Genomic DNA, 13026 nt, shown 5'->3' with positions numbered 1-13026 from the left:
CGGAAACGGCGGCGCGGACGGGGGCGGTACGTGCGGGGCCGAGGGAATAGGGGGGAACGGCCGCCGTGCACCCTATCGGCTTCCGTGTGGAGGAGACGTTCCGACGGGGGCGAGAGTTCGATTTGTTCGATGGAATTCGATTGTTCGGCACGAGTGGGGATCGCGGCAGGGGATGGTGAAAAGGAATTCCATATCAATGGCTTTATCCGCTGTGGTGTACCTGTGGTGTGCCTTCCCGGCACGACCCGGGCCGGGCGGACGGGCGGCGACCGGCGGCCGGACGAGCCCGTCGGCCCGCCGGACACGGGGGCGCCGGACGTCCACGGGACGGAACGCGCGGGCGCCCGTTCCTCCGTTCGCGTAGATTGCGGGGGCCGGGCGAGGCCGATTCATTGGGGATGTACGTGTCAGGGGCAAGGCAGGGCGTCACAGAGGCCCGCAGGATCGTGGTCAAGGTAGGTTCCTCCTCCCTCACCACCGCGGCGGGCGGCCTCGACGCGGACCGCGTCGACGCGCTCGTCGACGTGCTCGCCAAGGTGCGCAGCGGCGGGGAGCGCGAGATCGTGCTCGTCTCCAGCGGCGCCATCGCGGCCGGACTCGCCCCGCTCGGCCTGCACCGCCGTCCCAGGGACCTGGCCAGACAGCAGGCCGCCGCCAGTGTCGGCCAGGGTCTGCTCGTCGCCCGGTACACCGCCTCCTTCGCCCGCTACGGCGTACGCGTCGGCCAGGTCCTGCTCACCAGCAACGACACGAGCCGCCGCGCCCACTACCGCAACGCCTGCCGCACCCTCGACCAGCTCCTGGACATGGGCGCCTTCCCGATCGTCAACGAGAACGACACCGTCGCCACGGACGAGATCCGGTTCGGCGACAACGACCGGCTCGCGGCGCTCGTCGCTCACCTGGTCCGCGCGGATCTGCTGGTGCTCCTCTCGGACGTGGACGGCCTCTACGACGGCGACCCGGGCATCCCGGGCGCCTCACGGGTCACCGAGGTGGCCGGTCCCGAGGACCTGGCGGGGGTCGTCATCGGCAGCGCGGGAAAGGCGGGCGTCGGCACCGGCGGCATGGTCACCAAGGTCGAGGCCGCCCGGATCGCCACCGCGGCCGGTGTGCCGGTCGTCCTCACGTCGACGAGCCGGGCCGCCGACGCCCTGGCCGGACGCGACACCGGTACGTACTTCCACCGCACCGGCCGGCGGTCGGCCGACCGGCTGCTCTGGCTCGCCCACGCCTCCACCCCGCAGGGCGCGCTGACCCTCGACGACGGGGCCGTACAGGCGGTGGTCGAGGGGCACGGCTCGCTGCTGCCGGCCGGTATCTCCGCGGTCGAGGGCGAGTTCACCGCGGGCGATCCGGTGGAACTGCGCGACCTCGAAGGCCGCGCCGTGGCCCGCGGACTCGTCAACTTCGACGCCAAGGAGATCCCGCAACTGCTCGGCCGCTCCACCCGCGACCTGGCCCGCGAACTCGGTCCGGCCTACGAGCGCGAGGTCGTACACAGGGACGACCTTGTCGTCCTGCATCGCTGAAAGGACCCCCTGAAACGGCTGAAAGTCCAGCCTCGGGGCGAAGACCTTCACGAAAACCACCCCATCCGGGGGCGCGGGCTGGTCAACTTTGTAGCGGGGACACAGCGGGGTCCAGCACAGCAATCGCATGCACAGGAGGCGGCCGGTGAGACGAGTGCGCCCGGGGGCACCGCCCCGAGGAGCGGGTGGCCGGGCCCTGACCAGCGTCGGAGCGGGCGCCGGCTTCGACGGCAGTCGGCCCGTGGACCGTACGGACGACCGGACCGACGAGCCCGGACCGCTGCCGGTACCCGGGCCGACGGCGGTACGGACCGGGCCGAAGGCGGTGCGGACGGAGCGCACCCCCGAGCGTGCCCCGTCCAGACTCTGGCACGTCACGCTGAGCGTCTCGGGCGCCGAGATCCCGCTCGGCGAGGTCAGACGTGGTCTCGAACAACTCGCGCACGACCACCCCTTCCTGCTGACCAGCAGGTACGCCAACGACCACGCGGAAATCCGGTACTGGGAGGAGGCCCGCGACCTGCACGACGCGGCGGCGGTCGCGCTGCGGCTCTGGGGAGAGCACCGTTCCACCGCCGGGCTCCCGCCCTGGGAGATCGTCGGTCTGGAAGTCATCGACCGCGAGACGTACCACCAGCGCGTCGCCGAGGGATACGGTCCGCCCCCGGCGGCCCCGGTCGGAGTGCACCCGTACTGAACGGCGGCGCCGAGGACGTCCGGGGCAGAGCCGGTGGGCGCGGCCGGCGGGCGGCGGCGACGGGCGCGGCCGGTCCGCGGGGCAGTCGTCTCGCATCACGGGATACGTGACGGATGCCCGCAGTGTGCGCACTACGCTGCGGGCATGACCACGCTCTCGCCGTACGACAACATGTCCCCGGTCGCCCAGGCCGCCTACCGGTCACGGTCCGCCGCCGCCGACATCGCGCCGCTGCCACGCGCGGTGAAGGACGACGCGCTGCTGGCGATCGCCGACGCGCTGGAAGTGCGGTCGAGCGAGATCGTCGCCGCCAACGCCGAGGACGTGACCCGTGCGCGCGAAGCCGGGACCAGCGAGTCGGTCATCGACAGGCTCACCCTCACCCCGGAACGGATCCGCGCCATCGCCGCCGACGTGCGGGACGTGGCGGCGCTGCCCGACCCGGTCGGCGAGGTCGTCCGCGGCTCGACCCTGCCCAACGGCATCGACCTGCGGCAGGTCCGGGTACCGCTCGGCGTGGTCGGGATCATCTACGAGGCCCGGCCCAACGTGACGGTCGACGCGGCCGCGCTCTGCCTGAAGTCCGGCAACGCCGCGCTGCTGCGCGGTTCGTCCTCCGCCCGCTCCTCCAACGCCGCACTCGTACGGGTGCTGCGCGACGCGGTCGGGGGATCGGGACTGCCCGCCGACGCGGTGCAGTTGGTGCCGGGGGAGAGCCGCGAATCGGTGCACGAACTGATGCGGGCCCGCGGCCTCGTCGACGTCCTGATCCCGCGCGGTGGCGCCTCGCTGATCCGCACCGTGGTCGAGGAGTCCACCGTGCCGGTGATCGAGACGGGCACCGGCAACTGCCACGTCTACGTGGACGCGCGGACCGACCTCGACATGGCCGTCGACATCCTGGTCAACTCCAAGGCGCAGCGTCCGAGCGTCTGCAACGCCGCCGAGACACTCCTGGTCCACAAGGACATCGCCGCGGACTTCCTGCCCCGCGCCCTGGACGCGCTGGCCGACGCGGGGGTCACCGTGCACGGCGACGAGCGGGTCCTCGAACACGCCAGCGGATCCCGGGCCACCGTGGTGGCGGCGACCCCGGAGGACTGGGAGACCGAGTACCTCTCCTACGACATCGCCGCGGCCGTGGTGGACTCCCTGGACGCGGCCGTCGCACACATCCGGCTCTGGTCCTCCGGCCACACCGAGGCGATCGTGACCACCTCCCAGGCCGCGGCCCGCCGGTTCACCCAACTGGTCGACTCCACGACGGTGGCCGTGAACGCGTCCACCCGCTTCACCGACGGCGGCCAGTTCGGCTTCGGCGCCGAGATCGGCATCTCCACGCAGAAGCTGCACGCCAGGGGCCCGATGGGACTGCCCGAGCTGACCTCGACGAAGTACATCGTCACGGGCGACGGCCACGTACGGTGACCGGGTGAACGTCCGGGTTCGGTGAATGTCGCGGGCTCCCTGCCCAGAACGACCCGCCGGGTCTAGTCTGGAGCTGTGCCGGACGACGTGGGGGGCAGGCCGTTCCCGGACGGCTGGGAGCCCGACGACGACCGCGGGGGCGCGGACGAGGACTTCGCCTCCGTGGTGTTCGACGAGGACTTCGTACGGGCCGCCGAGATCCACGAACCCACCGCGGTGGAGCGACTGCTCGCCGCGGCACAGGCGCGTGCCGAGGCCGAGGCCTCCCGGTCCCGGGCGGGCAGCGGCCCGCTCGACGACGACTTCCTCGACCCCGGGTACGACCGGGGCGGCGGGTTCGGCGACGAGGACGTTCACGACGACCCGTCGAATCCCGACGGGGGCGCCTACGGCAGTCCCTACGGGAGACACGGCGGCGCGCTGCGCCCCTACCGCGGGTCGGCCCGCTGGCACCGGCCGGTGGCCTGGGTGCTCGCCGTGCTGATGGGCATCGGAATGGTCGTGCTCGCCTTCGGGGCCGTCTACCACAACAGCTCCGGAAACCGGCAGGAGCCCGCCCCGCCGCCCGCCACCACGGGCGTGGACACGGCCCCCGGGCCGGCCGGGGGCACCGTGCCGTCGATGTCGGCCGGACACCTCCGGCCGACGGTCTCGGCGGTATCCGGTGGAGGCCGGGCCGCGCACGGCCGGTGAGGCGAGCCCGGACACGACCGTGCCCGTGAGGAATCCCCTTCTGCCCGCCCCGGACAGGCCCGCCGACGCCCTCCGCCGGGGCGGCCGGTTCCCGTGCGGGCACCCGCCCAACAGCCGGCCGTGGTGGCCGCGGCCCGTTCACCGGGACGGCACGGCTCCCGGAGGGTTCTCCCACGGCCCGGCGTTTACCGCGGCCGTAATCGACCTACCCTGAAGGTGTGACCCCTCTCTCCGAGGGGGCTTCTCACTCGTCCGTACACGGGTGGTCATGGGTGTCATGAGCGCCCTGACCGGCGGGCCCTGTCCGAAGCCTTGGGCCGAAGCAGAGCGAAGCGTTTCGGCCCCGGTCGGTGACGTGGAGTCGGGAGAAGTCATGGCAGACCGCGGAGAACCACCAGAAGGCCCGTCCGAGAACCCCCCGGGTGGCGGCGGTGAGGACGAGTACCGGTCGCTCGTCTTCGACGAGTCGTTCGTGCGGGCCGCCCGGCTGAAGGAGTTCTCCGCCCAGGAGCGCATCGCGGACCACACCCCTGCCGTGCGCAGTCTCCCGCCCCGAAGATTCAAGACCGGATCCAGAGCCGCGATCGTGCTGGTCCTGCTGATCGCCCTGGCCTTCGGAACAGCCGTGTACATGGGGTTCCGCCACCCCTACCAGGCATCCGTCGGCCGGAAGGTCGAACCCCTGAGGTCGACCGTCATCCCGCTGGCGCCGATCGGGCCCGTACCCGGCGGAACGGCCGCCGCCCTCCTCGCGAAGAGCCCCGCCGCACAGTTCGCGACGGGCGCCGAGGGCATCAATCCGCCACCGGCAAGGGCAACGGACAACTTCTCGGACAACCAGGTGGCAGCGGCTCTGACCACGGTCGAGGCCTATGTGGTGGCCTCCTCGCTCGATCCCGACGTCCTCACCGGGCAGGCGCTGCGGCCGGTGGAAAAACTGCTGGACCCCGACCAGATGGCCCAGTTCGAACGCAGCATGAACAAGCCGGACGACGACGGGCGGCACGCCCCCGCGGGCTGGCTCGTCCACTTCGACCCGGCGAAGGTGGCCCTCGCCGATCCCGACATCCGCGTCCGGGGCACCCTGAGCTACAGCGAGGCGGGGGCCGACACCCTGGAGGTGGTGTCGGACCACACCTTCACCTACGTACTCCGCCCCGCCGGCTCCGCTTCCCACCGGGCGGGTGGCGACTCGCTCTTCACCGTCCGGCGCGAGCTGCACTTCCGACTCGACCGGGAGGACCTGCGACTGCACCGGCTGGAGCTGCGATCCAGCTACGTCCAGGCAGGACCGCAGGCCTGCCCGACGGACACCACGGGCACACTGCGGCCCCTGCTCGCCGGTGAACGCGCCACCCCCCGCGGCCCCGCGGGAACCGACCCGTACGACACGGACCGGCCCACGGCGGCGCTCTGCGGGACTCTGGTGGTCAGCTCCCCTGGGACCCCGGCGCATCAGGGTTCCGAGGCTCCTCCGGCCCCGTCGGCCCCGGGGAGCCGTCCGTAGCGCCGTCCTTGCCGGCCGGGCTCCCGCCGGTCTGGCCGGTGAACTTGTCGCGGAGCTTGCCGCCCAGGTCACCGGCGCCGCCCGCTATGTCGCCGACGAGCTTCATCAGCGGGTCCTTGCTGGTGCGCACCGCGTCGGCGTAGTGCGCCGCGGACTGCCGGAAGGAGTCCGTCACGGAGGTGTCCTTGTCCTCGTCGCGACGCGGGTAATGGCCGTCCATGATCCGCTGGTAGTCGCGGGACTCGGACCACTTCTTGAGCTCGGCCGCGCGCACCGTGGTGAACGGGTGCGAGCGCGGCAGCAGGTTGAGGATCTTGAGTACGGAATCGCGCAGGTCGCCGCCCTTCTCGTACTCGTCGGCCTGGGCCAGGAAGGCGTCCACGTTCATCTCGTGGAGATGATTGCCGCCCGCGATCTTCATCAGGCCGCGCATGGATGCCTGTAGATCCTGGCCGACCAGCAGTCCCGCCCGGTCGGCCGACAGCTCCGACTTGCGGAACCACTCGCGCAGCGCCGTGACGATCGCCATGATCGCCACGTTCCCCAGCGGGATCCAGGCGACCTTCAGCGCGATACCGGTGAGGAACAGCAGGATCGTGCGGTACACGGCGTGGCCGGAGAGCGCGTGCCCCACCTCGTGGCCGATGACGGCCCGCATCTCCTCCTCGTCCAGCAGCTCCACCAGCCCCGTCGTCACCACGATGATCGGCTCGTCGAGGCCGATGCACATGGCATTGGGCTGCGGGTCCTGGTTGACGTACATCGGCGGGACCTTCTCCAGGTCCAGGACGTAGCACGCGTCACGCAGCATGTCGTTGAGGTGGGCGAACTGCGCGTCGCTCACCCGGACGGAGTCCGAGAGGAAGAGCAGTCGCAGGCTGCGCTCGGGCAGCAGACCGCTCAGGGTCTTGAAGACGGTGTCGAAACCGCTCAGCTTGCGCAGGGCCACCAGGGCCGAGCGGTCCGCCGGGTGTTCATAGGCCCGGGACGAGATTCCCGCGAAACGCCGCCGCTGCCTGCTCGGTGCGTTCCCGCCGCTCTCGTGATTGCGTTCGGTCATGAATGGGCCCCCTGTTCGTACGAGACGTCGCTCGCCCCCTGACGAACCCCAGCGTAGGCGCTGGGGCTACGGTGTGCGGGGGGCTGTGGATAACTGAGGAGACGCCCGACATGCCGCACACCGTTGCTCTGCTCGCCGCCGCATCCAAGGACCAGGGGCCCGGCGCCACGCTCCGCATCGTGCTGCTCGCCTCGCTCATCGGCGCAGGACTGCTCGCCTGGTTCCTGCTCCGCGGATACCGCAGCGACGACAACAACGACGCCAACGACTGAGTCGGCGTGAGCGTGCCCGGGGCGCCCGCATACGATGTGCGCGACGTCCACCTTCCGACCCCCGATCGATAGGTCCTGCCGAAGATGAGCCTCACGAGCACCGCGCACCAGCTGGTCACCCTCGCCGCCGAGGGCGGCGAGCACGGTGGCAACCACTCGAGCCTCCAGCCGATCGTCACCGGTGGCGGTGCGTTCGTCGTGCTGATGCTCCTGCTGTGGATCACCACGCGCTTCAACCGCGACCGCTGAAGCAAGGGCGAACAACTGTGCCAGTAGGCTCTGCACGCATGGGAGAGCAGGAAGTGCCTACCGGCAGCGGAAGACGCCGTATCGGCGTCATGGGCGGGACGTTCGACCCGATCCATCATGGACACCTGGTGGCGGCCAGCGAAGTGGCCGCCCAGTTCCACCTCGACGAGGTGATCTTCGTCCCGACCGGGCAGCCCTGGCAGAAGAGCCACAAGCATGTCTCCCCGGCCGAGGACCGCTACCTGATGACGGTCATCGCCACGGCGTCCAATCCACAGTTCTCGGTAAGCCGGAGCGACGTCGACCGCAGCGGACCGACGTTCACCATCGACACGCTGCGGGACCTGCGGGCGACCCACGGCGACGCCGACCTCTTCTTCATCACCGGCGCGGACGCGCTCGCCCAGATCCTCACCTGGCGGGACGCCGACGAACTCTTCTCGCTCGCGCACTTCATCGGGGTCACCCGGCCGGGTCACACGCTGACGGACCCCGGACTCCCGGAGGGCGGGGTCTCGCTGGTGGAGGTGCCCGCGCTCGCGATCTCCTCCACGGACTGCCGCGAGAGGGTCGCCCAGGGGGAGCCGGTCTGGTATCTGGTCCCGGACGGTGTGGTTCGCTACATCGACAAGCGCCAGCTGTACCGCGGCGAATGAGTCAGAGGGGCACCGGTGAACGACCGACAGAACCCGTACGACCCGTATTACCAGCAGCCGCAGATCATCGGCTACGACGAATACGGTCAGCCGGTGTATCAGCAGGCCGAGCAGCAGGCCGGGCAGCAGGCATACGGCACGTACGACCCGTACGCGCAGCCGCAACAGCAGGCGCAGCAGACCCCGTACGCGCAGGAGCCCCAGCATCCGCAGCAGCCCGGCCAGGGCTACGGATACGACCCCTACGCGCAGCCGTCGGCGTACGACCCGTACACCCAGCAGCAACAGCAGCAACAGCATCAGCAACAACAGCAGTTCGGGCCCGGACAGCAGACGTACGGCGGTTACGACGACTACGGCCATGACACGGGCCCGCAGCCCGCGGCGGTCGACACCACCCAGCAGTGGAACATCCCCCAGCAGGCGACGGCGCCCCCGCAGCAGGACGGTTCGTACCGGCCGCAGCAGGCCCCCGCGCAGCCGTCACCGTCCGCACCCGCCCCGTCCGAACCGGAACCACGGCCGGCGTCCACGGACGGGACCGAACCGGAGCCAGTCGTTCCGGAGCAGCGCCGCTCCGACTACCGCACCGAGCAGTTCTCCTTCATCGAGGAGCCCGACGAGAACTCCGAAGACGTCATCGACTGGCTCAAGTTCACCGAGAGCCGCAGCGAGCGGCGCGAGGAGGCCCGACGCCGCGGACGCAACCGTCTGATCGCACTGATAGTCGTGGCGGCCCTGGTGGTCGTCGGCGGCGTCGGCTACCTCTGGTCCGCCGGAAAGCTCCCCGGTCTCTCCGATTCGGAGAAGGGCGCCACCGCGTCGGCGGGTCCGCAGAAGCGGGACGTCATCGTGCTCCACCTGCACGACACCAAGAAGGGCGGCACCTCCACGGCGCTGCTCGTCGACAACGTGACGACCAAGCGGGGGACCACGGTCCTGCTTCCCAACTCGCTCGCGGTCGCCGACGACGACGGGGCCGCGACCACTCTCGGCAAGTCCGTCGAGGCCGACGACACCACCGGCACGCGCGAAGCGATCGACACGCTGCTCGGTACCAGCATCAGTGGGACCTGGCGGCTCGACACCCCGTACCTGGAGACCCTCGTCGATCTCGTCGGCAACATCGACATCGACACCGACACCGACGTGCCGGACGCGAAGGCGGATGCCTCGCCGCTGGTGAAGAAGGGTGAGACGCAGACCCTGAGCGGCCGGATGGCCGTCGCTTACGCCACCTACCGGGCGCCCGGCGAGGCCGAGGACAAGCAGCTCACACGGTTCGGGGAGGTACTTCGGGGGGTGCTGCGGAAGATTTCGGACGACCCGAAGACTGCCACCGTCACCGTGCAGACGCTGGCGCAGATCCTCGACCCGTCGCTTCCCGAGAAGGACCTCGGCGCCTCCCTGGCGAGGCTCGCGCACCAGGCGAAGGTCGGCGACTACAAGACGGAACTGCTGCCGGTGCAGGACGACGGCACGCTCACCGACGCGGCCACCGAGAGCGTCGTCAAGAACGTCCTGGGCGGCACGGTGAAGGCTCCGGAGGCCGGCGCAACGGTGCGCGTCGGGGTCAAGAACGCCACCGGCAACAAGGACGGCGTGAATTCGGCCCGGGTCCAGCTGGTCAACGGCGGCTACGCCTTCGTCGGCAGCGGGACGGCCGAGACCGCGGCGCTGTCCGAGGTGGTCTACGAGGCCCCGGCGGAGAAGGAGACGGCGACGCAGGTGGCCAAGACCCTCGGGCTGCCGACGAGCGCGGTGAAGCAGGGCAAACCCGCCGCGAACGCGGATGTGTCCGTCGTGCTCGGCCAGGACTACAAGGTCAAATGACCGGGGCGTGGCGGGGCCGCAACAGGGTGAGTCGGGCCCGGGCGGGTGGTGACCGGGGCATTCCCGCCCGGCCGCCGGGCCGCCCTGCCGACGCCGACCGAGGTTGAGAACGCGTGTTTGTGTGGGCTGTCGGCGGTCCGTGAGACCCTAGGGGGTGCTGAAGATTCCGGCCGGACCTCCGGGCGCCCGGCGCGTACGTCTCGGCGTTGCCCGAACGGTCCGGCGGTTCGGCCGGGAGACCGTCCCGGCGGCCCCGCCCGTACGCACCGGTGCCGCGGGTCGATCCGGCCGGGAACCTTCAGCAGCCTCCCAGAGGCCCCCAGCAACCTCCCCGAGGTTGATCGCCCGTCGACGAAAGCCTGCTTGTGACCGCTACGGACCGCTCCATCGAGCTCATCAACACCGCCGCCCAGGCCGCCGCCGACCGGCTCGCGCACGACATCATCGCGTACGACGTCAGCGATGTGCTGTCGATCACGGACGCCTTCCTGCTGGCCTCGGCGCCCAACGACCGTCAGGTCAAGTCCATCGTCGACGAGATCGAGGAGCGGCTCCAGAAGGAGCTCGGAGCCAAGCCGGTACGCCGTGAGGGCGACCGCGACGCCCGCTGGATCCTTCTCGACTACGTCGACATCGTCATCCACGTCCAGCACAACGAGGAACGCGTCTTCTACGCGCTGGAGCGGCTCTGGAAGGACTGCCCCGAGATCGCGCTCCCCGAGGACGCCGTCAGGACCCGCGGCAAGGCCGAGGAGCACGCGCAGCTCACCGGCGGTACGGAAGGTGAGCAGAGCTGAACGGCAGCGGAAGCGGCAGGGGCCGCAAGATCGTTCTCTGGCGGCACGGCCAGACGGCATGGAACCTGGAGCGCCGGTTCCAGGGCTCCAGGGACATCGCTCTCACCGAGACGGGCGTGGGGCAGGCCCGACGGGCCGCCCGGCTGCTCGCCTCGCTGAAGCCGCACGCGATCGTCGCCTCGGATCTGCGACGGGCGGCCGCCACGGCGGCCGAGCTCGCCGCGATCACCGGTATCGAAGTCGCGCACGACGCGGGGCTGCGCGAGACCTACGCCGGAGCCTGGCAGGGCCTCACCCACGAGGAGATCATCGGACAGTACGGCGAGCAGTACGCCGCGTGGAAACGCGGCGAGCCCGTACGTCGCGGTGGCGGGGAACTGGAGACCGAGGTCGCCGACCGGGCTGCCCCGGTCGTCCTTGAGCACGCCGACAAGCTGCCCGACAGCGGCACGCTCGTCGTGGTCAGTCACGGTGGCACCATCCGCACCACCATCGGGCGACTGCTGGGCCTGGAGTCGCACCATTGGGAAGGGCTGGGCGGGCTCTCCAACTGCTGTTGGTCGGTGCTGGGCGAGGGCGCCCGCGGCTGGCGCCTGCTGGAGCACAACGCGGGCACGCTGCCCGAGCCGGTGCTCGGCGACGACACCTGAGGGCCGTTCGGTTCGCCCGTCCGCTCTCCCGGGGAGCCGGGATGCCCGCCCCGGTTCCCGGCGACCTCCGGGTGGCCTCCGGACGACCGGGTACGGTGGCGCCGGGGCTTGCCCGCGGCGGCGGACCGGAGCGGAGTCGGGGGCAGCCACGAAGCGGCATCAGCCGGATTTCACTTTCCGACTGGTCACAGGCTAAAGTTCTTCTTGTTCGCAGCGCGGAAGCGCGGGGAAACCCGGTGAACAGCGGGGCTATAGCTCAGTTGGTAGAGCGCCTGCATGGCATGCAGGAGGTCAGGAGTTCAATTCTCCTTAGCTCCACAATCAAGGATCCCGTCCCCGTCAGGGGGCGGGATCCTTTCGTTCGTCCCACTCCCTTCTCCCCTCTCTCTGTGTTCCGCCTGTCCCGGGGGCTGAGGTCAGTTGACACGCGGTCATCGTCGTCGTTCTCCGGCAGGCGCGTCCCGTACGGAAGTTGCCACCCGGCTCGGGAGTCCGCGGTGCCGGTGCCGGTGCCGGTGCCGATTCCGCACCCCGTCGGCCGACGGCCGTGTCCCGGGCCCGCGCCCGGGTGTGCGGGCCGGGGCGTGAAGGAACGGCGCGACGACGGGGCTCCGGAGGTGCCGCACCGTCGTGCCCGAGGGCCTCGTCGGGCATCGGTGACCGCCCGGACACGCGGGCGAGCCGCCCTCTTGCGAGGTCATGGCAGAATCGGAACGCCGGAGGGGGCTACGGACCGAACGGGAGGGACCGCGCGATGCCTGCGAGCCGCCACGAGGTCCCGGACCGGCGCCTCGTCCCCGAACGCCGTGCCGACGCCCACCGCCCTGCCGATGGCCCGGCCGGTGCGGCCCGGCCTTCCGGTGGCAACCGCCCGGCGTCCCGGCCCTGTTCGGCCGGCGACCGGAGCCGGAGCTGACCCATGGGTGCACACAGGCGGAAATGTGACTGGTGCGGCAGCGGCACGCCCATCGTGAGGGACATGGACCCGATCAACCCCGAGTACCAGTACTGGTGCGAGGAGTGCGCGCGGGCGCTGATCATAAAGGGCGACCCCATCGAGACCTATCGGGAGCTGGAGGGGGAGCCGATCTACGGGCGGCTCCTGGAGGAGCACTGCACGCTCAAGCGCTTCTACTCCTTCGCCACCGCGTGAGGCCCACCACCGCGTGAGGCTCGCCGCCGTGCGAATCCCGCGTCCTGCGGCCGGTCACGGCCGCGCGCGTCGGGTCGTGGCGGCCGGACGGGAATCGATTTGGTGGACGGGCGGGGTCACCGGTAATGTTCTCGATGTCGCCACGGGGAACCGGGCGGTGCACAACACGGGGCTATAGCTCAGTTGGTAGAGCGCCTGCATGGCATGCAGGAGGTCAGGAGTTCAATTCTCCTTAGCTCCACAGTGAAGTACGGGAAGTGGGTCATCCTCAGAGGGTGACCCGCTTCCCGTATGCCCGGTCGCGTCGTGATGAGCCGCTCCGTGGCCCGGGGCCACCTGTCCATGATCCGGCCGCACCCGGCCCCGATCCGGGCCCGTGCGGTACCCTGGCGCCATGCGTGCCGTACGCCTTCTGCTTAGCGAGCCGCGCTGATCAGTCCCGACCGGTGAGAATGCCTGGTCGGAATCGGCGCGGCGTCCCCTCCTGTGCGAGGGGATT

General features: G+C 70.8%; 13 protein-coding genes and 2 tRNA genes. 14 read left to right on the top strand and 1 reads right to left on the bottom strand.

The window, feature by feature from the left end:
- The first annotated feature begins 398 nt into the window (after positions 1–398).
- The 5 genes from proB to ACF1CT_RS14145 all read left to right on the top strand — a co-directional run bounded on the left by proB (position 399) and on the right by ACF1CT_RS14145 (position 5857).
- Positions 399–1532: a glutamate 5-kinase gene (proB, locus tag ACF1CT_RS14165; RefSeq protein WP_391784082.1), complete on the top strand. Its 1134-nt coding sequence runs from the start codon at positions 399–401 to the stop codon at positions 1530–1532.
- Positions 1533–1677: 145 nt separating this feature from the next.
- The gene (locus ACF1CT_RS14160; RefSeq protein WP_391784081.1) at positions 1678–2229 is read left to right on the top strand and encodes a hypothetical protein; all 552 of its coding nucleotides are present in this window, start codon (positions 1678–1680) and stop codon (positions 2227–2229) included.
- 144 nt (positions 2230–2373) lie between these two features.
- A complete protein-coding gene (locus ACF1CT_RS14155; RefSeq protein WP_391784080.1) occupies positions 2374–3657 on the top strand; it encodes a glutamate-5-semialdehyde dehydrogenase in 1284 nt (427 codons plus the stop codon).
- A 75-nt stretch (positions 3658–3732) separates the two neighbouring features.
- Positions 3733–4350 carry a hypothetical protein gene (locus ACF1CT_RS14150; protein WP_391784079.1) on the top strand — a complete coding sequence of 206 codons (618 nt, stop codon included), beginning with the start codon at positions 3733–3735 and terminating at the stop codon, positions 4348–4350.
- A 373-nt stretch (positions 4351–4723) separates the two neighbouring features.
- Positions 4724–5857, top strand: a complete 1134-nt coding sequence (locus ACF1CT_RS14145; RefSeq protein WP_391784078.1) for a hypothetical protein — start codon at positions 4724–4726, stop codon at positions 5855–5857.
- Here ACF1CT_RS14145 and ACF1CT_RS14140 read toward each other — a convergent pair.
- Positions 5781–6917, bottom strand: a complete 1137-nt coding sequence (locus tag ACF1CT_RS14140; protein ID WP_391784077.1) for a M48 family metallopeptidase — start codon at positions 6915–6917, stop codon at positions 5781–5783. The two genes, ACF1CT_RS14145 and ACF1CT_RS14140, sit on opposite strands and share 77 nt — an antisense overlap.
- A 110-nt stretch (positions 6918–7027) precedes the next feature.
- Between ACF1CT_RS14140 and ACF1CT_RS14135 the strand changes: the two genes are divergently transcribed.
- The 9 genes from ACF1CT_RS14135 to ACF1CT_RS14095 all read left to right on the top strand — a co-directional run bounded on the left by ACF1CT_RS14135 (position 7028) and on the right by ACF1CT_RS14095 (position 12768).
- Positions 7028–7189, top strand: a complete 162-nt coding sequence (locus ACF1CT_RS14135) for a hypothetical protein (RefSeq protein ID WP_391784076.1) — start codon at positions 7028–7030, stop codon at positions 7187–7189.
- Between the two features lie 84 nt (positions 7190–7273).
- Entirely contained in the window at positions 7274–7438 is a 165-nt protein-coding gene (locus ACF1CT_RS14130; protein ID WP_391784075.1) for a hypothetical protein, read from the top strand.
- A gap of 38 nt (positions 7439–7476) precedes the next feature.
- Positions 7477–8094: a nicotinate-nucleotide adenylyltransferase gene (nadD, locus tag ACF1CT_RS14125; RefSeq protein WP_391784074.1), complete on the top strand. Its 618-nt coding sequence runs from the start codon at positions 7477–7479 to the stop codon at positions 8092–8094.
- A 15-nt stretch (positions 8095–8109) separates the two neighbouring features.
- Complete coding sequence (locus ACF1CT_RS14120) at positions 8110–9927, top strand: LytR C-terminal domain-containing protein (RefSeq protein WP_391784073.1); 1818 nt, start codon at positions 8110–8112, stop codon at positions 9925–9927.
- A gap of 365 nt (positions 9928–10292) precedes the next feature.
- Positions 10293–10724, top strand: a complete 432-nt coding sequence (gene rsfS, locus ACF1CT_RS14115; protein WP_391784072.1) for a ribosome silencing factor — start codon at positions 10293–10295, stop codon at positions 10722–10724.
- On the top strand, positions 10721–11374 hold the full coding sequence (locus ACF1CT_RS14110; protein WP_391784221.1) for a histidine phosphatase family protein: 654 nt from the start codon (positions 10721–10723) through the stop codon (positions 11372–11374). Before rsfS ends, ACF1CT_RS14110 begins: the two co-directional genes overlap by 4 nt.
- Before the next feature lie 245 nt (positions 11375–11619).
- Positions 11620–11692: transfer RNA gene (locus ACF1CT_RS14105), tRNA-Ala, on the top strand.
- Between the two features lie 601 nt (positions 11693–12293).
- Positions 12294–12527: a hypothetical protein gene (locus ACF1CT_RS14100; RefSeq protein WP_015608461.1), complete on the top strand. Its 234-nt coding sequence runs from the start codon at positions 12294–12296 to the stop codon at positions 12525–12527.
- 168 nt (positions 12528–12695) lie between these two features.
- Positions 12696–12768: transfer RNA gene (locus ACF1CT_RS14095), tRNA-Ala, on the top strand.
- The last annotated feature ends 258 nt before the right edge of the window (positions 12769–13026 follow it).

Origin of the sequence: Streptomyces sp. NPDC014734, from assembly GCF_043083325.1 — a bacterium.
Lineage (GTDB): Bacteria > Actinomycetota > Actinomycetes > Streptomycetales > Streptomycetaceae > Streptomyces.
Note: the sequence above shows the minus strand (reverse complement) of the source record. Positions and strands in the feature narration are given on the sequence as shown.

What these genes read in the sequence shown, in the direction of transcription:
- ACF1CT_RS14130 (WP_391784075.1), top strand. Translation starts at nt 7,274, where the DNA reads ATGAGCCTCACGAGCACCGCGCACCAGCTGGTCACCCTCGCCGCCGAG.
- ACF1CT_RS14135 (WP_391784076.1), top strand. Translation starts at nt 7,028, where the DNA reads ATGCCGCACACCGTTGCTCTGCTCGCCGCCGCATCCAAGGACCAGGGG.
- nadD (WP_391784074.1), top strand. Translation starts at nt 7,477, where the DNA reads ATGGGAGAGCAGGAAGTGCCTACCGGCAGCGGAAGACGCCGTATCGGC.
- ACF1CT_RS14100 (WP_015608461.1), top strand. Translation starts at nt 12,294, where the DNA reads ATGGGTGCACACAGGCGGAAATGTGACTGGTGCGGCAGCGGCACGCCC.
- ACF1CT_RS14145 (WP_391784078.1), top strand. Translation starts at nt 4,724, where the DNA reads ATGGCAGACCGCGGAGAACCACCAGAAGGCCCGTCCGAGAACCCCCCG.
- proB (WP_391784082.1), top strand. Translation starts at nt 399, where the DNA reads ATGTACGTGTCAGGGGCAAGGCAGGGCGTCACAGAGGCCCGCAGGATC.
- ACF1CT_RS14155 (WP_391784080.1), top strand. Translation starts at nt 2,374, where the DNA reads ATGACCACGCTCTCGCCGTACGACAACATGTCCCCGGTCGCCCAGGCC.
- ACF1CT_RS14140 (WP_391784077.1), bottom strand. Translation starts at nt 6,917, where the DNA reads ATGACCGAACGCAATCACGAGAGCGGCGGGAACGCACCGAGCAGGCAG.